Raw genomic sequence first — 25,125 nt, 5'->3', positions numbered from 1 at the left:
TTGGCCAAATCGTCTCCTCCTCCGATTTGTGCAGCCGAATTGCAGCCGCGGCCTAGTTCACCGTTATCTTCTTCTCCGTTTCGTAAACGGAGCCGTCATCGTCCACCCAGGTGAACTTGAACGTTCCGCTCTGGTCCACTTTCGCGCTGAACTGCAGGTAAGGATTGGCCGAAACGGCCGGATCGAGATCGCAGGTGAATACGGTTTGTCCGTCAAACTCGCAGGTGAACTTGTTGATGATCTTGCGCGGGATCAGTTCACCGGTTTTCTTGTCCTTGCGCTGACCGGATTCCATCGGGTGGCTGATCAGCGTCTTGATAGTGATGACTTCACCCTGGGATGCCTTTTTCGGCACTTTCACGCGGGGTTTAGCAGATGCCATGTTCGTGTTCCTTTCTGGCTCAGCCGCCGCAGCCGCCGATAGTGACCTTGACTTCCTTGCGGTCGATATAGGTGGAGCCGTCGTTCATCTTGGCGACGGCAATAACATTCTGGGTCTTTGCCAGACGGATACGCGTCTTGGCTTCCGCCTCACCGCTCATCGGAGAAAAGTGGAACGTGGCAACTGCCGGGTTCGGGTTGCCGTCGGCAAGGATAAGGACCGAGGCAACATAGCTGTCAGCCGTCATCGGGCTATCCACGGTAACGCCCACCGGTACGGTGTTGCCGTTTTCTGCGATTTCAGGCGTGTCCAGAGCGACCGTGCCCTCCATGGGGGCTGCGCCACCGGTAAACGCCTTGATGGCGTCCTCTGCCTTGTCGGTTGCGGCGAATGAGAATTCCGGCTTGAACGCCAGAAAGGCGGCTGTGCCCGCCGTGAGGCCAAACACTTGGCGTCGTGTGATTGTCATCTCTTGCTCCTTGAGTGTCGAGATCAGTTTTCTTTGAGTGTCATGAGATAGGCGACCACATCTTCCACTTCTTCAGCGGAAAGGATGGTCTTACCGTTGTGATCCTTGGCGACGTTCAAGCCCAATCTCAGAGTGTAGAAGCCGGGCATGATAGTCTGCTCACCAAAAACATCCTTGCTGTTCACCAGAATGGCGCGCAGTTGCGCTTCGCTCCAGCGGTCGGCAACTCCATCGAGTTCAGGTCCGACTTCGCCGTGGAACAACAGATCGTTCAGGTCCGCGTTGGCATGACAGGCAAGGCAATTGCCTTTCTTGCGGTCTGCAAATGTTTCGCGCCCCGCCACGGGATCTCCCTTTGCACCGGTCAGAGACTGCTGCAGTTCCATGTCCACGATCGGAACACTGTCCGGTGCCACCGTTTCCGCGGTTGCCACGGATGCGGCCATGACAGCCAGACCGGCCAGTGCGGCCGACAGGCTTGTTAAAGTCGCGCCCTTCATCATAGTGTTGGCTTTCCTCCTCAATGCGAAACGGGTTCCCGTTTCATAGGCAGCCGGATTCGGTCTGCCCATCCTCCTCATATTAAAAGATATGATTTTTTGCATATGTTATGCAATAGGCTTTTTGTTGAAAATGCAACCATCACCGAATTGGCGAGTCCTATTCCGACTTCAGGCGACCTTCTTCCCGTAACTTGTTGATTATGCGGGCATGATACTTCTGGAAATGTTCGTCTCCCTCGTAACCTTTTTCGCGAACCCAGCGAAACATGTTGAGGAAAGTCCATTTGCCGAATGCTCCGGGCATGGTGGCAACGGCTGTTTCCGGAACCGTGCCTTCGGCAGGCACCTCTTCAGGCAGGAACACGATGGTTGGGGTGAAAACGAAACCCCATTTGCGGGCCGCTGTCTTTTCAGTCAGTTCATCGCCATCCAGGTCGATCACTTCCTCGTCGCCGAACATATTGTACTGAACAACCATGAAGTTCTCCTTGATGTAATCGGAAACTTCCGGGTCGGAGAGGATCTTCTCGTGCATCTGCTGGCAATAGATGCAGCCTCTCTGCTCGAAGATGATGGCAAGTCTCTTGCCCTGTTCGGCAGCAGCCTCGATGTCCTCGCTCATGTCACGGAATGTGACTGCGAACCAATCTTGCTTGTGCAACCCATCCTCACCGACCGTGGCGGCCGAGCCGAGTGTTGTGATTGCCAAGGTGATGCCAAAGGCGAGCAATAGAGGTTTCCAGATACGCATCGTCAATTCTCCCTGATGAGCTCAACCGATTTGTGTGAAAATCGGAAATGTTTCGAGAAGCCAGAAAGCAATGGCCGACATCTGACCGGTTACAAAAAGCAGACCTGTCAGCACAAGCAGGCCACCCATGACTTTCTCGACCGTGCCCAGATGTTTGCGGAAACGCCCGGCAAGTTTGAGGAACCGGCTGGCAAAGGCCGCCGCCAGAACGAAGGGGAGGCCGATGCCGAGCGCGTAAACCGCCAGCAGCCCAGCGCCATGCCAGGTTGTGTCGGAAGAACCGGCGACAAACAGGATTGCAGCAAGGACCGGGCCGACACATGGAGTCCAGCCAAAGGCGAAGGCCAGGCCCATGATGAAAGCGCCGACAAGGCCGGCCGGTTTGCTCTCGACCTGGATGCGTGCCTCGCGGAAGAGCAGGCCTATCCTGAAGACACCCAGAAAGTGCAGCCCCATGACAATGATGATCGTTCCGGCCACATAGGACAGAATGTCGTAGTAGCGTGCTATGGATTGACCGATGACGCTTGCTGTTGCGCCCAAAGCGACGAAGACCACGGAGAACCCGAAGACGAAGGCAATGGCAGCGAGGATCACTCGTCGCCCGGTGTTTTTACTGGCGGCTTCACCCTTCAGCTCATCGACGCTGACGCCGGCCAGATAGCACAAATAGGGCGGCACGATCGGCAGCACGCAAGGGGATACGAATGAGAGCAGTCCGGCAAGAAATGCGGCGCCCAGGGAAATATCGAGCATTCAAATCCTCCCGACGAATCTCGATAGCAATGGCTTTAAAATATTCAAATATTCATATATATTGCAATCAAAGAAATGCGGAGAATGTTTCATGAGGGCCGTCGCGCGACTGATCACCCTTGTAAGTGTGTTGAATTTAAGCCTTTTTTCGGTTCAGGCCGTTCATGCGGCCGAATTGATCATGCTTGAGCAGCCGGGCTGTGTCTGGTGTCAGCGCTGGAATGAGGAAATTGGCGTTGCTTATCCCAAGACGGAAGAGGGACAAAGGGCTCCCTTGCGTCGAATCGACATCACGGACCCCTGGCCGGAGGATTTGTCCGGCGTTTTGAAGGAACGGTTGACCCCGACCTTCATTCTGGTGGAAGGAGGAGTCGAAATCGATCGGTTGCGCGGTTATCCGGGAGAGCATTTCTTCTGGCCGCTTTTGTCGGGGATGCTGGAAAAGTTGCCTGAAAAGATCAACTAATAATATTGATCTGCCGTCCGACTTGTTCCATGTAACGGAACCAGAGACTATACGTCACTGTGAACACATGACTAGTAAGGACAATGCGACCTGATGAACTTGCCGGTCTTCAGTAAAGACATGGACCCAAAAGATCTCGACCAGCTCATGCAGCAGGCGAGAAAAGCAAGCGATCTGCTGAAAGCACTTTCTCACGAGGTGCGGCTTGTGATTCTGTGCCTTTTGTCTGAAGGCGAGAAGTCTGTGTCCGAGCTGGAAGATATTCTTACGATGCCGCAGGCCGCAGTCTCTCAACAGCTGGCTCGTCTGCGTCTGGAAGGACTGGTTCAATCCCGCCGTGAAGGCCGAATGATCTACTACAGCCTTGTCGATGACGAAGTGAGTTCAATCATCGCCACACTCTACGAACTCTTCTGCAAAGACGTTCGTCCGCAATCCGACTGAATTTCGAAGTATTTCCGAAACCCGCCTTGCACTGCAGCATGGTCTTCGTTTGCTGTCGGCAGGAGGCCCTGCTACGTTTTCGGCAACCGTCAAAGAGCGCATAAGCGCCGAAGCACGGCAGAGGAAACGCTTCAGGGTCCCCGTTGGGGCAAGGATTTATGACAGAGCTGAACCCGATGTTGCTGCTCCCGTTGCTGGGAGTGCTCGCAGGGTGCGTGTTGGGTTTCGTTGCCCGCGCCACCCACTTCTGCACCTTGTCGGCACTGGAGCGGCATTGGTATGCGGGCGACAGCAGCAGCTTGCGTACCTGGGTGCTGGCGGCGGTATTCGCGCTTATCGGGACGCAGGTTCTCGTTGCACTTGGCGTTGCCAACCCGGCTGCTTCCTTCTACCTCTCCTCAGATTTTCCGTGGACAGGGGCAATTCTCGGTGGGTTCATGTTCGGGATCGGCATGGCGCTGGTCGGTACCTGCGGGTTTGGTGCCGTGCTGCGCCTCGGGGGCGGCAGTTTGCGTGCTCTTGTCGTCCTGACTGTCATCGGATTGGCAGCGCTGGCGGCACAGCGGGGAATCGTTGGCATCCTGCGAGTTCCCATAGTGGACGATCTGGCCATTTCCTTCGAAGGCACCGGCAGCCAGTCGATAGGTGACATCCTGTCGGCAATGACAGGACTGCGGCTGCAGGAAGCCGTTGCGGCGATCATCGCGGCGATCGGTCTCGCCTGGGTTTTCAAGTCGGCTTCATATCGCCACCAATACACGAAGATCGGAGCGGCTCTGGCGATCGGTGGCGTAATCGCCTTCGGCTGGTGGGCGACGACCTTCATTGCCGAAAGATCGTTTGATCCGGTTCAGATCGAGGCGGGTTCCTTTGTGGTGCCGGTCGGCGATACGATCATGCAGCTCATCACCTACACCGGAACCTGGCCCGACTATGCGGTCGGTCTGATTGTCGGCACGCTGATCGGCGCGGTTCTTGCAGCCATGTGGAAGCGGGACATTCGCTGGGAGGCTTGCGACGACGCCCGGGAACTCGGGCGTCACATCCTCGGCGGCACACTCATGGGTGTTGGCGGTGTGTTTTCCATGGGTTGTACGGTCGGGCAGGGGATTACCGGCTTTTCCACGCTGGCGATTTCCGCCCCCATCGTGATGGTGTCCATGGCATTTGGTGCCAAGGTTGGCCTGGCCTGGTTGATGGAAGGCTCCGCTCTTGCAGCCTTCCGCCGTAATCATGATGGCGTGCACCATACCGCGGCCGAGTAACCGCAAAGGGCAGGGCTGTTAGCCGACAGCAAACCGGTAAGCCGAAGATGTTTTCTCGACCCGTCCGCTGCCCGGATGCGGGAAGTGGTAGCCGATCAGGCGTGAGCCGTCCCGGGCGAGCCGGTCGAGAAGCATCTTGCGGGTCGCGATGCCCTGTTGGGCGTCCTGATCAGATCCGGAGACCCAACCCGGTTTCTCGAATGAAATGACGCTGTTGGATATGGCGTCGCCGACAACAAGAACACTCTCCGAGCCATTGTGGATCATGTAGGACATGTGGCCAGGTGTGTGCCCCGCCGTATCGATCGCTTCCACCCCGGGTAAGACTTCCTGACCCGGTTTGATCATGGAAACCTGTTCCTCAATGGCGTCAAAACGGGATTGGGCCCCGACGACGAAACTCTTTCTTTCATCCGGCGTTCCGGCAAGCGTTTCGTCAGAGCGCCAGTAATTCCATTCCGCTTCCGGCACCCATACATTCGCCTCTGAGTAGAGCGGGTCGTCAAACTCATCCAGAATGCCCCAAAGATGATCCGGATGCGCATGGGTCAGGACAACGTCGGTAATGTCTGCCGGATCGATTTCCGCTTCCTCCAGTTTGCCGACGAGTTCGCCTACACTGGATTGAAAGTTGCTGCCTGAGCCGACGTCGAAAAGAACAAGCCGATCACCGCTGCGCAAAAGAGTGACGTTGCAGTCAGGCGTCAGTGCATCCGTCGGCATGTTGTGCGCTGACAGCAGAGCCGCAACTTCGTCTTCGCTCTGTTCCGGAAGCACGAAATTCATGGGAAGGGTGAGGTGCCCGTCCGAGAAGATCGTGATTTCGTGGTCACCAAAAGCAAAGCTGGTTTCGGCAACGGCTCTGCGCGTCGGACCGGCAAGAGCTGTGGCCGTGAGGGCGAGCCCACCTGCCAGAACATTTCGTCTCGACATTTGGAACCGGTTCGTTTCAGACATTTCTCACTCCACATATTCAAACTTTTGAATTTATCTATGTTTCCTTGAGAAAGGTCAATGCAGAAGACGATCGCGGTCTTCAAAGCTGAAGGAAGAACAGCTCCTTCCTGGCAGGATTTCGGGAGTAACTGATGGACTTGACCTATCTGCTGGACCACATTTCCGAAGCATGGCTCCTCACCATTGGCGGCTTGATAGTCGGCGTTGTCTTTGGCGCCTTTGCTCAGCAAAGCAGGTTTTGCCTCAGAGCAGCATCTCTGGAATTTGCCAGGGGAACCCCTAGTGAGCGATTGCCGGTTTGGTTGTTGGCATTTTCATCGGCACTGATCGGTACTCAGGTCCTGATACAGCTGGGCGAGGTCCAGGCTCATGAAGCCCGTCAGCTGGCATCCCCTCAAAGTCTGTCGGGCGCTGTTCTCGGCGGGTTGATGTTCGGTGCCGGAATGGTGCTGGCACGTGGATGCGCCAGCCGTCTCCTGGTGCTTTCAGCAACGGGTAACCTGCGTGCCCTGCTTTCAGGTTTGGTCTTTGCCGTCGTCGCACAGGCGAGTTTGCGCGGCAGCCTGAAGCCGTTGCGCGAATGGTTCGCCGGCATCTGGACCACGAGCGATATCGGCAGCAACGATCTGACCGCCTTGCTGGGGCTGTCATTCAACGCTGCGGTTATCTTCGCCGTTTTCTGGTTCCTGGCCGGTCTGGTTTTTGCCTGGCGGAGCCGGGTTCCTGTCTGGCAACTTGTTACAGCCGCGGGAGCAGGCCTGGCTATCCCACTGGCCTGGTGGTTCACCTCCAGCATGGCCGGGCAGGCGTTTGATCCGGTACAGGTGGAAGGCGTCACTTTCACCGGACCTTCCGCGGACACGCTGATGCTCGTCCTGTCTCCACCTGGAGATGTCCTTGATTTCGACACGGGACTGGTGCCTGGCGTATTCCTTGGTTCGTTCCTGGCAGCTTTCCTGACACGCGAACTCCTGCTTCAGGGTTTCGAAGGTGGAAAGTCGATGGCTCGCTATATGACCGGTGCAACCCTGATGGGCTTTGGTGGAATGCTTGCCGGAGGCTGCGCCGTCGGTGCCGGGATCACCGGTGCCTCTATTTTTGCGCTAACGGCCTGGATGACCCTGACTGCAATCTGGCTTTCCGCAGCGATCACGGACAAGGCGCTGAGCGGTTACAACGCTACCAAAAACCTGCCTGCGGGCCCGGTCGGGAACAATCCCTGATCAGAGGCTGGGGCTGCGTTCGATCCGGATTCAAGAAACGGTTTCCTCTCCGCATCCTGCGCTTTATGCTCGACGGTATTGGAGCATAAGCGCCAAATCCAACGGGGGGATTATGCGAACTTTTTATTCAGGGCCTTTCCGGCCTTTCTTTTTTTGCGTCCTGTTTATTCTGACATTTTCTGTTCCCGCACCCGCTTTCGAGCTGAAATGGTCCGACCGGCAAGAAAGTGATGGCAATACTGCTTATTCGTTCGACACCGGCGGACAGCTCAGATCAGTCGGCAATATCCTTAAATTTTTCAACGCTGCGGACGGGAGTGCGGTCAGGCCGGTATTGCAGGGATTGACGGATCTCAAGAGTGTTTCGGACGACGGCACACGCATGACGCGTTTGGTTTCAAATGGAGAATTCGGTTCCGGACAACGTTCCAGCCTTGTCGTGTCCGAGATCGGGGCCAGCGAACCGGTATTTGAGACCGACTTTCTCATACTTGGAGCGTTGCCAAAAACACGTTCCAGCCGCAACGGCAGATACCATGTCGTCGTTCCAGACCGCAGCATCGCCGGAACGGCGGATCCCCGTGCGTATTACTTCGACGCTGATGCGGGAACCCGGCACCGGTTCGAGCCCCCCGAAGGAGCTGTTCCTCTTGTCGTCTCAAACGAAGGAATTGCCTATTTTCAGGCCGCTGCCGGCCTTTTCAGTTTCAGGCGGGACGGGACATCCCAGTTCAGCAAGGCCTCCAACCTTCCTGAATATCTTACGACCTGGGTCTACGCGCCGGCATGGGTCCTTTCGGCCGATGAGAACCGCCTCGCCGTGGCGATGACTGATCCGTCGTCCAGTGAAGATATCGTCCGGGTCTATGACATTGGAACAGGGAAAATCGACCAGGATTTTCCGGTTCCCCAGCAGGATTCGCAATATGTCGGGTCGCTCGGGTTTGTTGACGACGGCGTACGCGTCGCTCTTGTCGACTATTCGAACAAGACCTCAAGGCGAATTCTTGTGTTCGACCTGAAGAAAGGTCCAGACCCGGTTCAACTGTTCGATTATTCCAGTTCAACCGAATCCGCATATCCTGAATTGAGTATCGACGGTCAGCAGCTCGCAATTGTCCGGTCGGATGGCGTAATCGAGTTGCATTCACAAAAAGAGAACGCCGCCGGTGAGGCGGAAGTTCAGCAAGCAGCTCTTCCAAAACTGGTCGCAGGGCTCGGCGGTTTGGAAAATCTGACCGATGTTGCCCTGTCGCCGGACAATAGTCTGATTGCGACAGCGGACTATGATGGTCAGCTCTGGTTATGGGACCTGGCAACGGGTCGTGCGATCCGCGAATTCGGCAGCTACCACCTGGCTCGAATGGTCTTCTCCGGCGACGGCGACCGATTGGTGGTTCTTGGCAGTGACAATATTCAGATGTTCGATATAAGAACCCGCCGGATATTGAAACGATACCAGCCGTCGGGAAGTATTCCCCTGTTGTTCCAGTCGTTGGGTGACGGTGTCGGATATCTCATCTGCCATATCAGAGGATGTGAATTCCAACCTTCGTCGGACGAAGTATCGGGTATCGATCTCAACGTTCCCCTTTACCTAAAAAAGGCAGCTGCCTGTGGGCAGCGGATATTTCTGGTCTCGGAGGAAGAAACCGGGTTAACCCTGCAATTCGTGAATTTCGATCATTCCACTCCCGAGCAATCGGGTGTGGTTCACAGCCGTCCGCTGGAAGGGATTGAAGTATCGGTTCTTGGCTGTGACCCTCAGGGTAACGCCTATGTGGGCACCAAAGACGGCAGGATCTTGAAATTCACTGCGGAAGGAGAACCGTCTGGGCAGAGGGCACTTGGGGACGGAGCGATCCAGGCGATCCAGGCTCTCCCGGACCAGCTTGTCCTGATTGGTGTGGAAGGTGAAAATACCGCCCCGGCCGACAAACCGGCAGAGATTTTTGGATTGGAAACCCGGAATCTGGAAACCTTATTCAAGGTGGCAGTACCGCTGTCGGAGACTGGCAATGGCAGTCACTTGTATCAGATGAAAGTCTCCCGGGACTTCTCGAGGCTGGTGACCGCGACCGAGTATGGCGGCCATGAAACGCCCAACAACACGCTCGTGTGGGACCTTAAGGCTCTGCTCGCGGCAAAGGGGGCGGTCGGCAGTCCCGTTGAACTGGATGCCGAAAGTTATCTTCTTCACACACGCATTGCGATCGGAGGGCGCAAGCCTAAGGGCATTGCATTTTCGCCTGATGGCAAGAAGCTGGTTGTGACTTTCAATTCACAGTCGGCGATTTGGGATCTTGAAACCGGCCAGATGTCCGGAATTCAAGACCATGAGTTCGGCGACGGTTTGAAGTTCAATGATAGTGGGTATTTTTACGCTGAGTCTGGCAAGGGTCTGAACTACGTCGGCAATGATCGCAGCACTCGAAACCTGCCACTTCCGAAGCCGGCAGAAGATAGTGTCTTCTCGTTTATCATGACGGGCTCAAGCATTTACTCGGGCGGCGAAACTTTCGCAATTGCAGCAGATGAGGGGACCGTGATCTGGCCACAGGGCCGTTTAGAGGACGGTGATACCTCTTCGTATCTGCTCCCGGCGCCCGGCACCTATACGCTTCACAGACGCTCCCTCGATTCGGGTGGCAAACGGTTGTTGATCCACGCCACAAATGAACTGGTGATGCAGGATGTTCGCAACCGGACAGATCCCCAGATCTGGAAAATTTCGGACGAGTTGGCGGGAATGGAGGTTCGTTCAATCGAGAGCGCTGCCTTGACGACCGATGGCCGGCATGTGCTGGTGAAATTTGGCGGCGTATTTACCGATTACGATCTCGTTGCCCTTGATGCCGAAACGGGCGAGACGACCCACAAATGGAAGCCTGGCCCCGTTTTCGGCCCGCAAGTCGTGCCGGTACGAATTTCTCATCCGGGCAACGGACCTGAACTCTTCGCTTTGCTGAAAAGCGACGGACGTGGATTTGCGGAATTTCTGATGTCGCCGGACATGGCCGATCCGCCGCAGATTGATCTGCTTGGGCTTCGACCGGCTCGTGCGACGGCGTCACCGGACGGTAAGCTGCTTGTCGTCATGGACTCAGATGAACGGGTTCTATTGTGGGACAGGGAAACCGGAAGATCCAGAATGCTGGATGCGCAGGTATTTCAGGCTGTGATGCCTGCCCACGCGATCGCGATTTCCCCCGACAATACTCTCCTGGCGGCGATGGAAACTTCCGGTCTTGTCTCGATTTTTCACATCGAGACGACAGAAAAGCTTGGAGGGCTGTTGAACCTTGCAAATGGTGGTTGGGCCGTCGTTGGACCTGAAGGTCGTTATGATGCTTCTGATCCGGGTAATGTCGGCCGCTTGAGCTGGATCGTGGAGGACGAACCGCTTTTCCCTGTACCAGTTGAAGCATTTATCCAGGAATATTACGAACCGCGGTTGCTGGCGCGGCTGATAGCAGGTGAAGAGTTGGCGCCACTGGCACCACCCCAGGACAAGATCAGGGTAACACCTGAAATCGATGGTATTGATGTCATCCCGCCGTCGCAAAGAGGTGAGCTCTCGCCGTCGGTAACCATCCGGCTGGCTGTTGCCGAAAGAGAACGCAACGGGGTTCGAAGCGGGCTCGGAGCAATCAAGCTTTTCCGGGATGGCCAGCTTGTGGCGCTTGCTGAATCGCCCAGGTTGGGAGCGGATGGGACGGTTGAGCTTCAGTTCGATGACATCGCGTTACCGTCTGATCAGACTGCGGTGCAGTTCTCCGCCTATGCCTTTAACAGCGATGGCATCAAGGGGAGGTCGGTCGAAAAGGGTTTTCAAGTACCTGAAGGACTTTCCGTCGATGTTGGCAGAAGGGCGTTTGTTATCGCAGTTGGTGTCAATGCGTACGACAATCCAGCCTGGAACCTGAGCTATGCGGCTTCCGATGCGGAGGCAACGGCAGAAATCATGCGGCGGGCGATCGAAGCGAGCGGAGCTTTCGACAAGGTATACAGTGTGGGACTGCTGTCACGTATTTCGGAAGCCGAGAGCGAAGTTCGCCTTGCACGCCGGGACGTGATTGAAACTGTCATCGGTCAATTGTCCGGCCGACCGCTTGATGCATCCCTGCCTGAGAGGCTGCGAGACCAGTTACCGATTCTTCCCAAGGCGCGCCCGCAGGATCTGGTTTACATCGCTTTCGCAGGCCACGGTCTAGCGGGATCCGATGGCCGATTTCATTTCTTCACGCAAGAATTCGGGGCAGGAACAAAGGGGCGCCAGATGTCGGATGACATGTTGAGCTCCAGTCTCGACAGTGACCGTCTCACCGGCCTTTTGAGAGGTATTGATGCACGTGACATGGTTCTGGTTATCGACGCGTGTAACTCTGCCGCGTCGGTCGAAGGATCGGGCTTCAAGCCGGGGCCAATGGGCAGCAAGGGACTCGGGCAGATTGCCTACGACAAATCCATGCGCGTGATGGCGGCAAGCCAGGCTGAAGCGGTTGCCCTTGAAAGTGACACCTTGCGTCATGGCGCTCTAACCTACGCGCTAATGCGGGAAGGACTGGAGGCCGGGCAGGCGGATCGTGCGCCCAATGATGGATCTGTCAGCATCGGCGAGTTGTTGGGATATAGCCGGGACCGCGTGCCAGACCTTTATCGCAGCTTGCGCACGGGAGTGTTCGAACCGCTCAGCAGGGGGGCTTTTTCGTTGCTTGAAGACGAGGACAAGCCGGAGATTCCTGCGCAACAGCCTGCTCTGTTCGATTTTCGCCAGACAAGCCGGGCAGATGTGGTTCTCGGCATCCCGAACTGATGAACGGCCGCGCCGCCTTTCGCAGAAAAGCAAGGCGGCGCGTGAGGAATGGGGCAGGATCTCTCAGCCGACTGCTGATCAGTCGCTGGATACCGGGGGCAATTTGTCCAGCCACGCCTCTATCGCGGCGATCCGGGCCGGGTCATCGAACTGGGCTTTGATCTGTTTCTTGATTTGATCGACCGACACTTCACTTTCGCCCCAAAGCAATTTGATCAGGTTGATGACATCCGTATCCGGGCAGGAACCCTTTTCATACTTCCAGGACGATGCTTTTTGAATGCGGTCGACTTTCTGCAGTCCACAGCGTTGGTCCGGAGCCGCGTTCAACCAGATCAACGACATAATGTCGGCCAGCGCTGAACTGTCATTGGCGAAGTATGTATGGGCAAGCATGTCTTCGCCCAGCGCAGACATATCGATGGTATCGAAGACTTCGCTTGTCAGCAGTGACTGGCCGGCCTGGCCCGCACGCGGCGCGTCACCATGTAGCTTCCTGGAGGCGACAAGGGCCCAATCTTCTTGGGAGGTGTAAAGGGTCATGCGCTGAGCCAGAGGTCTGATCGTGTCGAGCATTTCCCTGAACAGTCCGGCATCGACATCCGGTGCCGCAAAGAAGACCTGGCCGAATATCGGTTCCGATTTTCCTTCGGCGGTGTGTTTTGTTGCCAGAAGTTCGAGCGCATCGGTGAGGGCGCGGTTGCCCATGCTGTGAGCAACGATGTGTATGACGTCGGCACCCGACCGGGACTTCAGGTCCTGAAGAAACGCATAGAGACGCCGCCCACTCAGGCGCACAACTGCGGTATCGGCGACATACATGAAGGTTTTTCCGGCGGACGGCCATGAATAGAGCACGGGAACGCCCCGGTAATCCATGTCATACGCCAGCTGCGCCGCTCGTTTGGCCGCGGCATCGAAGCTCGTGTTGAAGCCGTGGATGAAAACGAATGCTTCCTTGCGATCTCTCTGTTTCATTTCGGATTGCATGCGAGCGAAGTATTCGTCGGCTGCTTGCGGTTCAACCTTCTGCACCATGATGTGCTTGGCCGGTTCGGGACCGAATTCGAGTTTCCAGATGGATGGCGTTTCAATGGCACCTGGAACGTGCGTGTCGGGAATGGTGACCGAAACAATACCGAATTCGAGATCTCCGCGGTCATAGCCGTAAAAGTCGGACGGTTCGGTTTCACCGGTCTGCTTCCGATCGGTGGCATAAAACACGTCGACCTCGTGATACCCCTTTTCTTCCCCGGAGCGCGTGCCTGCTTCAGTCGGTGCCAGGGCAGCCTCGGCAAGGGCCAGGTATTTTTCCGCCTGCGAGGCATTTCCCTGCAGTTTCGCAATATGTGCCAGATCCCGCTGCACCCTTGCAATTTCTTCACCCGATTGCCCACCCTCAAGCCTTTGGTTGAGCTCCGCCTCAAGAACACCGATCGCGTTCCTGTATTTCCCGATTTCTTCGTAAAGAACTGCCGCCCGGCGCAAAAACGGCAGTGGATTCCGGTTCAGTATCTGCCGTTGAGAAATAGCAATCTGGGCCAGTTGCGCAGCCTGGTCGGCAGCTTCGAGTTGCTTGTCCTGTTTCAACAGCAATTCAAGGCGGAGGGTTCCAAGATCGAAAAACAGTCCGAGGTCTGGGGTCTTCGACTTTTGAATTTCCGCAAGTGCGGTTTCAAGAACGGCCAGCTTGCCGTTAATGCCGGGCTGTCCCGCAAGCCGGGTTTCAATGCTGACCGGGTCGACTTCGATTGTTTGCTGGGCATGAACGGGAAGAGAAACGGAAGTAAATGAGATAACAAGAAACAATACATACAAACGGCGGAGAATCATTACCAGAATCCTGCGTGCCAAGTTGGTGACGAGCGATGGCCTGGACCTTAATATACGCTGTGTGTTTTAGTCCAGAGTTCCGGAAGTGTTGGAGTGGTAAGCACGTATGCTTTTGAAATCGGTTGTTGTTTTCGTATGTCTTTTTCTAGTGACCAATTCTGTTTCGCAGGCTGAAGTACGAGCGGTGCTGGTTGGTGTTTCGGACTATACCGAGAGTTCCGAGATCCCTGATCTTCAAGGGCCGAAGAACGATGTGATCCTGATGCGCGACATCCTCGCCAAGCGTGGGGCAGATGACGTTACAATTCTCGCCCACGGTGTCGAAAATGCGGGCGAGCCAACTCGCCAGGCTATCCTGGACGCATTGAGTGAAGTCTCTCTTCGCGCCGGACCTGATGACCTTGTCTATATTCATTTGAGCGGTCACGGGACACGACAGCCGGACGAAGGCAACGATGAGACCGACGGTCTCGATGAAGTGTTTCTGCCGGCCGACACGGGGAAGGTTCAAGGGGAAACAAACAGAATCCAGAATGCTCTGACGGACGATGAAATCGGAAAGAGCGTGCAGGCAATTCGGTTGACCGGGGCAGATGTCTGGTTGGTCATGGACAGTTGCCATTCAGGAAGCGGATTGCGGGCAACGTCCCAGGTCAGTGCGGTAAGGAATGTCGATCCGCAAGCACTAGGCGTTGACCTCTCCCGAGTTAGTGCGAGTGGCCCTTCGACACTCAACGAGACTTCTCTCGAAACCAAGGAAGGAATGGGACGTTACATTGCGTTTTATGCAACAAAATCCAATGATGTTGCCAGGGAGGTGCGTGTTGATCCGGGTGCCGACGGTGAGAAGAGTGATTGGTACGGACTGTTCACTTCCGCTCTGGCGGCGCAATTGGATGGGGCTCAATCTCCAACCTATCGACAAGTCTTCCAGTCCGTGCTCAGCCGGTTGAACCGGGGAGCGGGTTTCGGCGCTGCAGTCATTCAAACGCCGATTTGGGAAGGAGACCTCATAGACGAACCTGTTCTGGGCGGAACGCATTCCGGAGGAGTGCGGCGGTATCTGCTCAATGGTGACGAACTTGATGCCGGACTTGTGCACGGTCTACCGGTCGGCACCCTCATGGCTCTTGTCGGCGACGTGACTGATCCTCCGGAAGCAGTGCTTGGTTATGCTCAGATCGAAGAGGCTGAAGCGCGTCGGGCCTTCTTGCGTCCTGTTTCGGGGAATTGTCAGCCGGAAAGCAACCACCTCTGCGCCAGGGAAGGTGAGTTGCCGGAAGAGGCGAAAGCAGCTCAGCTGGAATTGCACCCAAGAGATCGTACCATTGTTTTCTCACCGGTTCTTCATTGGCAGGACGGTGCGGAACTGACTGAAGACGTTGCGACTTCAAACCTCGTTTCTCAGGCCATGAACGATGCTGCTGAAATTGTAGGTGTCACGATCGGTCGCTCCGCAAACAATTACCAGGTGCAAATTGCGCTCAAAACCGGATCTCTCTGGTTTGCAGCGGATACCAAGCTCGGGTCCGAGCCGGTTGGCCTGGAGTTCAAGTTGGGTGGTGAGGACGAAGAAAAGCGTCTGCAAGCCTATTTTGTCCGCATCCTGAAGGCGGAGCTGTTCGCGCAGACGTTGGAAAATCTTGATGAGGGTAACGCTTTTCTGAACCCTTCGCCGGTGGATATCGAAGCCGAGTATTTTTCAACGAACCTCTCCGATCTGACCAAACCGGGCACGGCACTGGATGTTCGCAAGGAGTGCCGCCGAGCGCTGGCAAAGGCGAGGCCAGGTAGTTTTGCAATCCTGGAAGACGGGACCGACCTGAAGCAATGCGACTTGTTGCAGTTTTCCGCCAAGGGAGCGCGCGAGGGACAGCGGGACGTCAATCGGATACACATCGACGCGCAATACTGCATCAATGTTGCCTATGAACTCGTGGAGGGTACTTCAGAACCTCGACGCATTGGCGGACCGATGGTCATGTGTTCCGATTGCCCGGGCGCAAATGCCTATTCCGCAGGACGCGAGCGACTTTACTTCCTGGTCAGTGAACTCCACGACAACAAGGAAGCATTGAACCTGACAGGTTTGGTCGAAAACTGCTCAGCCTATTCCGATGGCGCTGCGAACAACCGGTCAGCTGAAGCTTCAGACCTCCAGTCCACGCTGGCGAAACTAGGGGAGCAGGGGGCAACGCGAGGCAACATGTCATCCGGATTTGGCTTGTCCGACGTCTGGTCTCAAAGCCTCCGCTGGCGAATTCTCCCACGAAAAGAAGCCTTCGCCCGTTCTGACAGCGAGTAGGAAACCACCGGTCGACAGTCGACCGGTGGGCATAAACGATGACTGACAATGACCTGATTCAACAGGATGCGCCTGGCTTTATATGGCACATCGGCAGATCCACCTGATTGATGAATTTTTCGTCCTCATAGGAAAAAAAGCGAGGCTTGTAGTAATACAGATTGATGGGCTTGCTCATTTTCTTTGAGCCGTCCGCAAATTCTCCACCAAATCGAAACTTGTGAACGGAACTGCGGTCCGAAGAAATGTCGAGGACACCACCGACGCGACTGTCGGGCGCGATGTTGAGATCATAGACGATCTGATAGGACTTTCGGTTTGACGGCAATTCCACCTTAAAGACACGTGGTGGTTCCGGCAGAAAGAACGGCAGATCACCGCACTCCGAGACTGACTGGTCAAAGGTCAGGGTGGAAACGGTAATGGGCGTCGAAAAAGCCTCAGATACAGTTTTCTTTTCTCCGGAGTGTGTTGTCCATTGATACTTGATCTTGCCGTAGACATTGACCTGGGCATCGAACCATGAAGGGAACACGTAGTCCGAGAGTTCTCCAAGCGGCAATTCGGGCATGCCGGTTTTCAGGCAACTGTCAGCCTGATCGAAAGTCGGACAAACAGGCATACTTTCGTGATCAAGTGATGAAACGTCGGCGCCCATTGCGGCGAATGCATCCCGAATGACAACGTCCGCGCCTCTTTCGAATGAACCAATGTTCACCTTGTGAACCCTGTTCGATTTACGGCTGCCATCCTCGTTGCCGAATGAAAATTCGACTGAAGCATTCTCGACACTGCCCCATCCGTGATTCTTGAAATGGAAGTCCGGTCGAAAGTGAACACATCCCCGATTGCTGCCGGTTTCCAGAACAGGCTTGTTGAACGGGGTACTTTCCGTGACTTCAAAAACCATCTTCTTCAAAGAGAACTTGAAGCCGTTCTTGCCGGTGAAGGAGCTGTTCATGAACACAGAGTTTGCATTCTCCGGAACCTGATAACGCCAGATCTGGCCATCCCCATCCCAGTGGGCCAGAAATTCGTCATCGAATGGGAAGACGTCTATTCCCTCCTGATCGACCTGATGCAAATAGCTGACACCGCCAGCACTGCCGAACTTCTGATTCATTTCCTGGTTGACGGAGAAACCGATATCGATCTGATCGGCGTGACCGCTGCCAGACCCTGCGGTGAGGTGGACCTCCGGTCCATGTTCAGCTTGGGCTTTGGAAACGGTTTTCATGAAAACCTGTTCACCATCTAACCAGCGTGTTGCCAGAATATCCCCGTCAGCCGTTAATATCCGAGCTTCACCGTGTCTGACCCCGTTTTTGAAGCCACCCTCGTAAACCTCTCCGTTATGCAGAGTCTGTTGGCCGGTGCCGTGGAATTCTCCGGTTCTAAACTGTCCTGAATAGACATCTCCGTTGGTCAGGGTCAGCCTGCCTTCGCCGTCGAAGAGATCGCCTTTCCATCCTCCAACGTAAAACAGCCCGTCATGCCGGCGATACTGGCCTTGACCGTGCCTTTTGCCATTCAGCAGATTACCGATATAGACGCTGTATCGGTCTTTTAGATTGTAGTCTGGCGTTCCGGTCGGCCGCCAAGTCAACTCTCCCCGACCGTTTAGTTTACCGTCTGAAGCAATGCCAGGAGGTGAAACAGGTTCCCAACTGAAGTCCAGGTCCTGTTCATCCTGGCCGTTCCAGACAGCAATCTTGTGACGTTTGATCTGGAACGGTTCGCCTTTGGCCGTTCCCGGAAAATGAAAAATTTGCGAGCGCTCTATCCAATTGCCGTTTTCAGCATTTACAGATCCGTTGAAAAGCAGAACGGTCGCCGCAACGGCACCGCCGCATGAGATGAAAAACTTACGAAATTTCATAGCCCCTGAAAAACCCCACGTTGTTAATGCCAATAGAAAATCATTCTTTTGCCGCGTCATCAAATTGAGCGGCTTCAATTCCGGTTTCATAGTAGTTGGGAATGTCAATCAGCCGGACGAAATAGGTGCCCTGAGGAAAAATGCGAATTTCGGCTACCGCACCGGAAGAGATCCTGGAAGACTGATCAAACAGAAAATTTCCAAGAGAGTAGATCAACAGCGTTTCTCCTCCGGCGAAGCTGACAAGCCCGTTGGAGCGAACATGAGGATGTGCACCAACGACCAATGTCACTCCGCGCTGTCGCAACTCATCAACAAGTTCGTATTCACGAGCGCTTGGAGACGACACGTATTCTTCCCCCCAATGCAGAAAGGCGATGATCGGATTGGAGCCTTCGTATTTGAAAAGATTCTCCAGATCATTTTCTGACAGAAGGTCTTTCTGTTGGCTGCCGGTGCTTTTGAGGTCGGTGGCGGCAAACACAGTCAAATTATCAAATTCAGTCAATGTGAGATTTTCCAAAGAATGAACGCCGGCACGCTCAAGCGAATCCTTTGTCAATTCCATTCCTAACTCACCAAAGTCTCCTGAATGGTTGTTCGCCAGGCTAGCCCCCTTGATGTTCAGCTCGGTCAACCACTCGTGCGCCAGCTTTTCAGGCATTGCCAGACTGGTTTCCCTTAGCGCTCTTGGAACGTTGGGAAGGACCACACCTTCGAGATTGACAATGAGAGGCTCGTGCTTCGTAACTTCAAGAATTCTGTCTTTCACCGCAATCGCGGACGCCGGATGCTGAGCAAGCTTCAAAACGTTCCGCCCGAGAGTGAAGTCACCTGCCAAATACAAGACCTCTACATCGTCAGGAACCGGGTGCCCGACTTCCTTGCTGAAGTCCCCATAGACTGCGGTTATGTAACTGGTCGTTTCCTTCAGGTAGGTCTGAGCAAAGTCGTTCGAGTTCTTTGACGAGACGACATGAACCTGAGCTCCGAGTTGAGATTGAAGCCTTGCATTCAGATAAAAGGCGATAACTGAATCCACATGATCCGGCAGTCTTAGTTCCGCAATCTGATCCAGGTCTCCTGCCGCAAGCACATTCAAGGTCTGCTGATCGAACTTCCGTGCCTCAGCGAACTGATGAAAGTGAGAAAAGTCCGTCGATTGAATGATGATCGTTTCATCGTCAATCCACTTTTCAATCTCGGTTGCCAGGCGATCGGCATCCTCACGAGTGGCGGCCGTGGCGACGGCAATCGGTACAATCTGCGTTTCCGGCAAATAGTGTTTGAGAAATGGCAGCAATGCCCTGATCGCATGCTCTTCGTCAAACAGATCGCTGGGCTCGACAAAGCCGTCCAACTTCAGCAGTTCTTCGACCACCGGTATATCGATGTCGACCGATCCCAAAACGGTTTCATAGGCTCTGGTGCTAGTGGAGAAGACACTTCTTGACTGGCGGAAATGGTCCGGAAAGAGGAGAACAGCCCGTTTGTAGGAATGCCCCGATGCCAACTTGAAGCCACGAGCGATTAACGGAGCAACCAGCAGGTGATGAGGGACGATCAACCCGGTGAGTCTTTCCTGGTAAGGGGCGAGGCTTTCTTCTGCTGCTATGGCTTCCTTGAATGTGGCGTCGTCTAAATAAAATGCCGGATATGTCTGCCTGTCCTCGGCGATGCAGACCGACATGACCGTGATGCTTGAAAGCAATGCGGCGAATACGAACGAAACTAGTTTCATTGGGGTTGGGTCTCTACCACTTCGTTAGCAAAAAGTCGTCGAGCCCGGAGAGGTAATATTCGGGCGATTGGCGATTGTTGGAAAGTTGATTGACGTGCGCTGATACGTAGGTTGCGAGCTCAAGCAACCTTATGGACTGGTCTTTGTACAGATCCGCTTCGCCTTTCAGGCCGTTGATAAGCGAATATGTGAACAGGCCGTGTTTCTTTTCACTGGTCTCGAGCGCGTATTGGTTTGATTTCGCAGCCGAAAACACGACAACACGTGCATCTGCAGTATCCTTGACCAGACGGGAATTGTAGGCATTTCCAGAATGACAGGTGTCAAGAAAGAGCAGTCTCGTTCCCTTCGTATATTCCAACACTTCGCGCAGGAATTGCCAACTAACCAGGCTGCGTGTTCGCCACCGGTCTTCGGATCTTCGTTCGCCATCGGTCGGCACGAAGTAATATTCCTCTCCAAGATTGACACCATGTCCGGCGAAAAAGATCAGGGTCATGTCCTCGTCCGAAGGCTCTTCAAGAAAGTACTCGATCTCGTCCTGGATATTGGCCGCCGTGGGTTCGAGTTCACCGCCATTGACCAGATTGAGTTGAGAGCTGGAGGCATATTGGTTTCCGACCCGGTCAATCACCGTTTGCAAAAAAGTCGAAGCATCCTTAACCGCATATTTCAGGTCACAAGAGCCGCCTGGACCGTTGCAAAGGTTCAGCATGAGCGGGTACTCATTTACGCCGACCGCGATGACAAACAGGCGTCCTTTCCTGTCGTCATGCGGGCTGTCTTCCAGGAAACTAAACGCGCCGCGCTCAGTGACAAAACCGAACTCGTTGGACACGTGGACGTTGATGGCATTGTCGCCGGGTTCAAGCTTGACGTCATAGGTCGCAACCAGGCCTGATCCGTCGCTTCCCGAAAGGGAGCGCGCGCTGGCGGTTTCAATATGGCGGTTGTTCGAGAATATCTGCACTTCTTCGCCGGTTCTGCCGTTTGCGGTCTCCCATCTTATGCGAAGGCGTGCGTACCCGTCTGGAACGGTGTCGTCATTTTCAGCCAGCTCGACAGAAAAGGCCGGGGCCGGTTTTTTGAGCAGTTGTGCCAGACGGGTGTCGGTTGGGCGTAGTTCTTCCACTGCCTGGCGTGCACTTTTGAGCTCCAGAGCACGACGTATTATTTCAGGGCTGAAAAGATGACGGCGCAGCTGCCGGGCTGTCAGATATCGCGCTTCACGGTGCTTGCCCTGATTGACGTGCCACCCGACGAAACGGTCACCATCGGGGGAGGAGTAGTAGTAGCCTTGGGGTATCCATATGATCCAATTGCCGTCGCTTGCATGGAAAAGGTTTGCGATTAATTCGCCGCTTTCCCTGTTCCAGATGGCAATTCGTTGATCCCGTCCGCCTGTCAGCAGAATGTTCTCATCGGCGTTGTCGTCAATCGACAGGATCATGTCGTCATGGCCACCTACGAAACTTGTCGTCAATCGACCGTCGGCCAGTTGGTGTTTCGCGGCTTCCCCGGTGTAGTCGCCTGTAAAAAAAACTGGTTCGCTTTGAGACATGGAAAAAGTGCTGTGTGCCCAGCCGTTTGTGGCATCTTTTTCCAGCACGGCTGTCTGTCTGTTGGACTTGAGGACCTTCAGGAGAGCACCTGGAAGGTTATACCTACCTGATCTTTCAGCCTGAAGACGCCACTGGTCTCGTTCCGTCTCAGGAGAGACACTCGTCACTCCGTAGGTTGATGCAGGTATGGGGTCTTCAAGCCAATCACCCGGCTCAGGCAGCCTCAGGCCGAGTTCCAGTGCTCGAATCCTTTCAGGGCAATAAACTTCCTGAGGACAGGGGTCGGAAATACCCCACGAGATCAGCCGCGCATCGGGTTGATAGGAAACCGCCCAGACAGGAGCGCCAAGACCGATTACCTTAGCTACCGGGGAAGTGAGGCCGGGTTGCCAGAAGTGAATTTCATTTCTCTCTCCGCCAGCCGTGGCAAATGTCAGGCCGTCAGGAGACAGAGTGCTTGCGCGAACAGTGTTGTTGTGCCCTGCGTAGATGCTCTCGAGCTCGGCAGCGCTCAGATCCCACAGATGTTGCTCGTTCACGCCCGAGCAACCAAAACCGCAAGTGACCAGAAGCTTGGTATCTTCGTCATAGAGAGTGATGGAACCGGGAACGAAGCGCGCAGTTTCCAGTCGCGTCATGGCGGCGTCGGAAGACGGACTCCACGTGGACACGACCGCATTCTGGTCAGCGACAGCGACGAGACTCCCCTTGTGTCCGATATCGGCAGCAATCAGCTGACCTTCCGTTGCAAACACCGATCTGATCTTTTTCCCAAGTTCAAGATCGAAAAAAACTATTTCACCGTTTCGAGCAATAGCCACAGCGATTTTGCCATTCTCGAGGAAACCGACTTTCACAATGGGGGCAAGTCCCTGAAGTAACTTCTTGGGAGTATCGATGATTTCAACTTCCCGCTCTCCATTGCCGATTGAGCCTGATGCGCTTTTTTCATCGGTAAATTTTTGCCACGCGAAGAGTTCACCGCTCGAAGATCCGCTCAGTAGCATTTCTTTTGCATTGGAGTGAGCTAGGGACGTAACGGGGGCAGAATGTCCAGTGAGTACAGTGAGAAGTTTGCCTGACCTCAAATCGAAATGTCGGATATCGCCACAACATGGCTGAAAGGCATCGTTTCCACCAAACCAGCCGCCTACGCTGACCGAGGTATCGTCCGGAGAGACTGCCAGAGCATAAATTTGACCTTCGCGCCCATCTCCGATTTGGCCACGGATTACGGTTCTGGTCTGACCGGTTGATACCTGAGTGACTCGTATTGTCTTGTCGTTGCCGACCGTGACGAGTCGATCGCCTTTCGAAGTAAAGGCGATGTCATTTACTGTTGCCAAATGCCCGCCGGTGTCCAACACCAGAATAGGTGATGCGTCGATTTCGGACTGGGACAATGCTGCTGTTACAAGAAAGTTGGAAGCAAAAACTACGGCGCCAAAAAACAAATGGAACCAAATTCGCCGCAAATTCATCGAGAAACATTCCAGTGGCTGTGCTTGATAATCAAAACCGTAGTGAAGCACGATTGAATGTGAACTGAAAGCACGAAGCCAAGTAGCAGACGGTGAGGCCGCCTGACTACATGCCACCAGGTGTATTCACGTCCGACTGGGATCAGTCAAAGACGTGTCCGTGTTGATATCTTTCGTCCTTGCCGGCTGCTTCGGTCAGGGCTGCCACATTGGACTTGGTGAAGAAGCCGTCAAAGGCCTTGCAACGCTCGATGTACTCTGTGATCAGCAGCGTGTGCTGTGAGTGTTTGGAGAATATCTGCTTCAGATCAGGTGAATCCTTGCACTCACCAACAACATGCGCCAGGAACGGGACGCCCTGTTGACCCAGGATGCCGACAACGTAGTCGACATTCTTCTGGCCCGAAGGATGGTCGCCGTCCAGGATTTCTACGGCCAAGTGATGCATCCGCCGGCCGAAATTCCGAACGAAGTTTTCCGTCGGCATCGGAAGGTTTTCGAAGGAGTTGACGAAAGACGGTGTGTTGTTCGCCGTGAAGACCTTGGCCGGTGACTGCTTGTCGTCGGACACCGTAGGACAGCGGTTGACGTTGGTCGACGAGTTCATGTCCTGAATGTTGTAAGCGCCCCAGAAGTAATAGGGCACCATGGTCAGGAACTCGAGGATAGCATCTTCCCGCTCTCCCGCGAGAATGCGCGTTGCCATATGATCGTATCCGAGCATCAAGTCATCCAGGCCGTGTGACTGGGCAAAATCAACACCTTCCTGCAGTGTTGCTCTTTCTTCAGCCGTCAGTTCGATCCGTTCGCCAAGTGCAAGGCCGGCAGGATCATTAAAGTCACCGTTCGAATACCCGATACGGTTGCCGGTAAAATCGGAAATATTTGAAAAAAGGACGTTTTCCGCTGTGTAGAACGCGTTCTCGGTATCTCCCTTGTATTCAAACCGTATGCTTTGACCTTCAAGGATCTTGCGAAGGGCTGCCGTATCGGGGCAGTCGAATATCTCGCCGACATAGCGCGTGTTGGGTTTGCCGCGCGACATTGGGTAAAGAACGTTCAGGCGCTTGATGTAATCCTCATATCCATCAGAGAGCGGCTCCATGATAATGAGAGCGGGATATTCCGGCCTGGTGTGCAGAACGTGAAACTTGTGGGTGTTCGACAGGTAGCTTGAGTGATACCGGTTTGGTGTCATGCGGTGGATTTCCGCCATGGTTGCGATGCCGTCCCCGGCATCGACCTGAATGACGATTGCCTTCATTCGACCGACGAGATCGTTGACGCCACTCGACTGCCGCCGCTCGTAGATTTTCAACCTGTATTCTTCGAAGAAATCCGAGTTCTTCTTGTCGCCCTTGGGTTGATAGCCGGCATAGTCGAAATTGATTGCGTCCATGGTCCTCTCACCCTTTTCCCGTGGAGACCGCCTGAAGCCGTTTCAAGGTCATCCGGTTCTCTCATGTGTGACCATAGGATGGTGAGGTGCCGCGCGCAAAAAGCAAGTCTAAACTGCAGTGTGGTTCAATTTCGCAGTCTGCTTGTAAACCGGGCACTTACTGTGAAGCCATGATGCGCGCCAAAATGCCGGGGACCCTGGACGCATCTTTGCCAACAAGAAAGGCCGCGCAAATTGCGCGACCGTTTCTTGAGTGTCGATTTTTCAGACTTAGCGGTGCGGGAAACCTGGTTTGGCTGTACCGTTCCAGTCACCCTGGAACGGAAGGATCAGCAATGAATCGCTGCCGGACGCGTTGTTGTCGGCCGATTGCCGGCGGATGGGAACAGGGTTGTTGCCACTCAAATCACCAAATGCCTGATCCGGGAAGTCGGCATATGCCCGATTTGTATTGCCGGCTGAGTAGGCGTTCACAGACTGCCTTTGAGACGAGCGAAGGGCCCGTTCATTTTGAGCGCGCATGGTCTGAACCGACAAAGGTTCGTTTCCGGACAGGTCGCCGAACTGCGTCGCGTTGTCGATTGCATAGGCTGTGCCAATGAAGGCACCGGAAACAAAGGCGGCTGCAAGAAGCGGGGAAAGAATTTTTCTGGTAGTACGCATAATCAAGCTCCGTATCAATCTACTGTTCTCGACCACGACGTCTTTCTCAAAGTTGGCATTCCGGTATCATGGTCATACCGTATAAACGTATTTGGAGAGATTTGGTTCCGATGTGAAAGAAAAATAATAACTAAAGTATGTTGAAGTATCTTGGAAAACGGATCTCATTGGCGTGATAATTTGAATTTATGATGTTTAAGCTTGGTAAACCGGATTTGATAACCAGTAAT

General features: G+C 54.5%; 18 protein-coding genes. 6 read left to right on the top strand and 12 right to left on the bottom strand.

The window, feature by feature from the left end:
* Window positions 1-52: 52 nt before the first annotated feature.
* The 5 genes from soxZ to ABLQ08_RS07715 all read right to left on the bottom strand — a co-directional run bounded on the left by soxZ (window position 53) and on the right by ABLQ08_RS07715 (window position 2,861).
* On the bottom strand, window positions 53-382 hold the full coding sequence (soxZ, locus tag ABLQ08_RS07735; RefSeq protein ID WP_352940589.1) for a thiosulfate oxidation carrier complex protein SoxZ: 330 nt from the start codon (window positions 380-382) through the stop codon (window positions 53-55).
* Between the two features lie 19 nt (window positions 383-401).
* On the bottom strand, window positions 402-851 hold the full coding sequence (gene soxY, locus ABLQ08_RS07730) for a thiosulfate oxidation carrier protein SoxY (protein WP_352940588.1): 450 nt from the start codon (window positions 849-851) through the stop codon (window positions 402-404).
* Between the two features lie 23 nt (window positions 852-874).
* On the bottom strand, window positions 875-1,354 hold the full coding sequence (gene soxX, locus ABLQ08_RS07725; RefSeq protein WP_352942546.1) for a sulfur oxidation c-type cytochrome SoxX: 480 nt from the start codon (window positions 1,352-1,354) through the stop codon (window positions 875-877).
* A 157-nt stretch (window positions 1,355-1,511) separates the two neighbouring features.
* Window positions 1,512-2,105: a SoxW family protein gene (locus tag ABLQ08_RS07720; protein ID WP_352940587.1), complete on the bottom strand. Its 594-nt coding sequence runs from the start codon at window positions 2,103-2,105 to the stop codon at window positions 1,512-1,514.
* Between the two features lie 21 nt (window positions 2,106-2,126).
* On the bottom strand, window positions 2,127-2,861 hold the full coding sequence (locus ABLQ08_RS07715) for a cytochrome c biogenesis CcdA family protein (RefSeq protein ID WP_352940586.1): 735 nt from the start codon (window positions 2,859-2,861) through the stop codon (window positions 2,127-2,129).
* 91 nt (window positions 2,862-2,952) lie between these two features.
* Between ABLQ08_RS07715 and ABLQ08_RS07710 the strand changes: the two genes are divergently transcribed.
* The 3 genes from ABLQ08_RS07710 (at window position 2,953) to ABLQ08_RS07700 (ending at window position 5,036) form a co-directional block, all read left to right on the top strand.
* A complete protein-coding gene (locus ABLQ08_RS07710) occupies window positions 2,953-3,327 on the top strand; it encodes a transcriptional regulator (RefSeq protein WP_417714902.1) in 375 nt (124 codons plus the stop codon).
* Window positions 3,328-3,420: 93 nt separating this feature from the next.
* The gene (locus tag ABLQ08_RS07705; protein WP_352940585.1) at window positions 3,421-3,771 is read left to right on the top strand and encodes an ArsR/SmtB family transcription factor; all 351 of its coding nucleotides are present in this window, start codon (window positions 3,421-3,423) and stop codon (window positions 3,769-3,771) included.
* Between the two features lie 158 nt (window positions 3,772-3,929).
* Window positions 3,930-5,036 (top strand): YeeE/YedE family protein, encoded by a 1,107-nt coding sequence (locus ABLQ08_RS07700; RefSeq protein WP_352940584.1) that lies wholly within the window; start codon window positions 3,930-3,932, stop codon window positions 5,034-5,036.
* Between the two features lie 18 nt (window positions 5,037-5,054).
* Here ABLQ08_RS07700 and ABLQ08_RS07695 read toward each other — a convergent pair whose 3' ends face one another.
* Window positions 5,055-5,993 carry an MBL fold metallo-hydrolase gene (locus ABLQ08_RS07695; RefSeq protein WP_352940583.1) on the bottom strand — a complete coding sequence of 313 codons (939 nt, stop codon included), beginning with the start codon at window positions 5,991-5,993 and terminating at the stop codon, window positions 5,055-5,057.
* Between the two features lie 131 nt (window positions 5,994-6,124).
* On the opposite strand from ABLQ08_RS07695, the gene ABLQ08_RS07690 reads away from it, so the two are divergent.
* Both ABLQ08_RS07690 and ABLQ08_RS07685 read left to right on the top strand, forming a co-directional pair.
* The gene (locus ABLQ08_RS07690; RefSeq protein ID WP_352940582.1) at window positions 6,125-7,216 is read left to right on the top strand and encodes a YeeE/YedE family protein; all 1,092 of its coding nucleotides are present in this window, start codon (window positions 6,125-6,127) and stop codon (window positions 7,214-7,216) included.
* Between the two features lie 382 nt (window positions 7,217-7,598).
* The gene (locus tag ABLQ08_RS07685) at window positions 7,599-12,032 is read left to right on the top strand and encodes a hypothetical protein (RefSeq protein ID WP_352940581.1); all 4,434 of its coding nucleotides are present in this window, start codon (window positions 7,599-7,601) and stop codon (window positions 12,030-12,032) included.
* Between the two features lie 78 nt (window positions 12,033-12,110).
* Here ABLQ08_RS07685 and ABLQ08_RS07680 read toward each other — a convergent pair whose 3' ends face one another.
* Window positions 12,111-13,865 (bottom strand): alpha/beta hydrolase, encoded by a 1,755-nt coding sequence (locus ABLQ08_RS07680; protein WP_352940580.1) that lies wholly within the window; start codon window positions 13,863-13,865, stop codon window positions 12,111-12,113.
* 106 nt (window positions 13,866-13,971) lie between these two features.
* Here ABLQ08_RS07680 and ABLQ08_RS07675 point away from each other — a divergent pair, with 106 nt between their 5' ends.
* Window positions 13,972-16,170, top strand: a complete 2,199-nt coding sequence (locus tag ABLQ08_RS07675; RefSeq protein WP_352940579.1) for a caspase family protein — start codon at window positions 13,972-13,974, stop codon at window positions 16,168-16,170.
* Between the two features lie 58 nt (window positions 16,171-16,228).
* Here ABLQ08_RS07675 and ABLQ08_RS07670 read toward each other — a convergent pair whose 3' ends face one another.
* From ABLQ08_RS07670 to ABLQ08_RS07650, 5 genes are all read right to left on the bottom strand, one after another.
* Window positions 16,229-18,049 carry an MORN repeat-containing protein gene (locus ABLQ08_RS07670; RefSeq protein WP_352940578.1) on the bottom strand — a complete coding sequence of 607 codons (1,821 nt, stop codon included), beginning with the start codon at window positions 18,047-18,049 and terminating at the stop codon, window positions 16,229-16,231.
* Between the two features lie 40 nt (window positions 18,050-18,089).
* Window positions 18,090-19,790 (bottom strand): AmmeMemoRadiSam system protein B, encoded by a 1,701-nt coding sequence (gene amrB / locus ABLQ08_RS07665; protein WP_352940577.1) that lies wholly within the window; start codon window positions 19,788-19,790, stop codon window positions 18,090-18,092.
* Window positions 19,791-19,803: 13 nt separating this feature from the next.
* Complete coding sequence (locus tag ABLQ08_RS07660; RefSeq protein ID WP_352940576.1) at window positions 19,804-22,833, bottom strand: caspase family protein; 3,030 nt, start codon at window positions 22,831-22,833, stop codon at window positions 19,804-19,806.
* 142 nt (window positions 22,834-22,975) lie between these two features.
* Window positions 22,976-24,232 carry a hypothetical protein gene (locus ABLQ08_RS07655; RefSeq protein WP_352940575.1) on the bottom strand — a complete coding sequence of 419 codons (1,257 nt, stop codon included), beginning with the start codon at window positions 24,230-24,232 and terminating at the stop codon, window positions 22,976-22,978.
* A 270-nt stretch (window positions 24,233-24,502) separates the two neighbouring features.
* Entirely contained in the window at window positions 24,503-24,895 is a 393-nt protein-coding gene (locus ABLQ08_RS07650) for a hypothetical protein (RefSeq protein WP_352940574.1), read from the bottom strand.
* Window positions 24,896-25,125 lie beyond the last annotated feature (230 nt).

The organism is Roseibium sp. SCP14 (genome assembly GCF_040329475.1).
Classification (GTDB): Bacteria; Pseudomonadota; Alphaproteobacteria; order Rhizobiales; family Stappiaceae; genus Roseibium.
The sequence above is the reverse complement of the archived record's forward strand: the minus strand, read 5'-3'. Positions and strand labels throughout refer to the sequence as shown.

Coding starts and splice junctions, on each gene's coding strand:
- soxZ (WP_352940589.1), bottom strand. CDS start 382: ATGGCATCTGCTAAACCCCGCGTGAAAGTGCCGAAAAAGGCATCCCAG.
- soxY (WP_352940588.1), bottom strand. CDS start 851: ATGACAATCACACGACGCCAAGTGTTTGGCCTCACGGCGGGCACAGCC.
- soxX (WP_352942546.1), bottom strand. CDS start 1,354: ATGATGAAGGGCGCGACTTTAACAAGCCTGTCGGCCGCACTGGCCGGT.
- ABLQ08_RS07720 (WP_352940587.1), bottom strand. CDS start 2,105: ATGCGTATCTGGAAACCTCTATTGCTCGCCTTTGGCATCACCTTGGCA.
- ABLQ08_RS07715 (WP_352940586.1), bottom strand. CDS start 2,861: ATGCTCGATATTTCCCTGGGCGCCGCATTTCTTGCCGGACTGCTCTCA.
- ABLQ08_RS07710 (WP_417714902.1), top strand. CDS start 2,953: ATGAGGGCCGTCGCGCGACTGATCACCCTTGTAAGTGTGTTGAATTTA.
- ABLQ08_RS07705 (WP_352940585.1), top strand. CDS start 3,421: ATGAACTTGCCGGTCTTCAGTAAAGACATGGACCCAAAAGATCTCGAC.
- ABLQ08_RS07700 (WP_352940584.1), top strand. CDS start 3,930: ATGACAGAGCTGAACCCGATGTTGCTGCTCCCGTTGCTGGGAGTGCTC.
- ABLQ08_RS07695 (WP_352940583.1), bottom strand. CDS start 5,993: ATGTCTGAAACGAACCGGTTCCAAATGTCGAGACGAAATGTTCTGGCA.
- ABLQ08_RS07690 (WP_352940582.1), top strand. CDS start 6,125: ATGGACTTGACCTATCTGCTGGACCACATTTCCGAAGCATGGCTCCTC.
- ABLQ08_RS07685 (WP_352940581.1), top strand. CDS start 7,599: ATGACGCGTTTGGTTTCAAATGGAGAATTCGGTTCCGGACAACGTTCC.
- ABLQ08_RS07680 (WP_352940580.1), bottom strand. CDS start 13,865: ATGATTCTCCGCCGTTTGTATGTATTGTTTCTTGTTATCTCATTTACT.
- ABLQ08_RS07675 (WP_352940579.1), top strand. CDS start 13,972: ATGCTTTTGAAATCGGTTGTTGTTTTCGTATGTCTTTTTCTAGTGACC.
- ABLQ08_RS07670 (WP_352940578.1), bottom strand. CDS start 18,049: ATGAAATTTCGTAAGTTTTTCATCTCATGCGGCGGTGCCGTTGCGGCG.
- amrB (WP_352940577.1), bottom strand. CDS start 19,790: ATGAAACTAGTTTCGTTCGTATTCGCCGCATTGCTTTCAAGCATCACG.
- ABLQ08_RS07660 (WP_352940576.1), bottom strand. CDS start 22,833: ATGAATTTGCGGCGAATTTGGTTCCATTTGTTTTTTGGCGCCGTAGTT.
- ABLQ08_RS07655 (WP_352940575.1), bottom strand. CDS start 24,232: ATGGACGCAATCAATTTCGACTATGCCGGCTATCAACCCAAGGGCGAC.
- ABLQ08_RS07650 (WP_352940574.1), bottom strand. CDS start 24,895: ATGCGTACTACCAGAAAAATTCTTTCCCCGCTTCTTGCAGCCGCCTTT.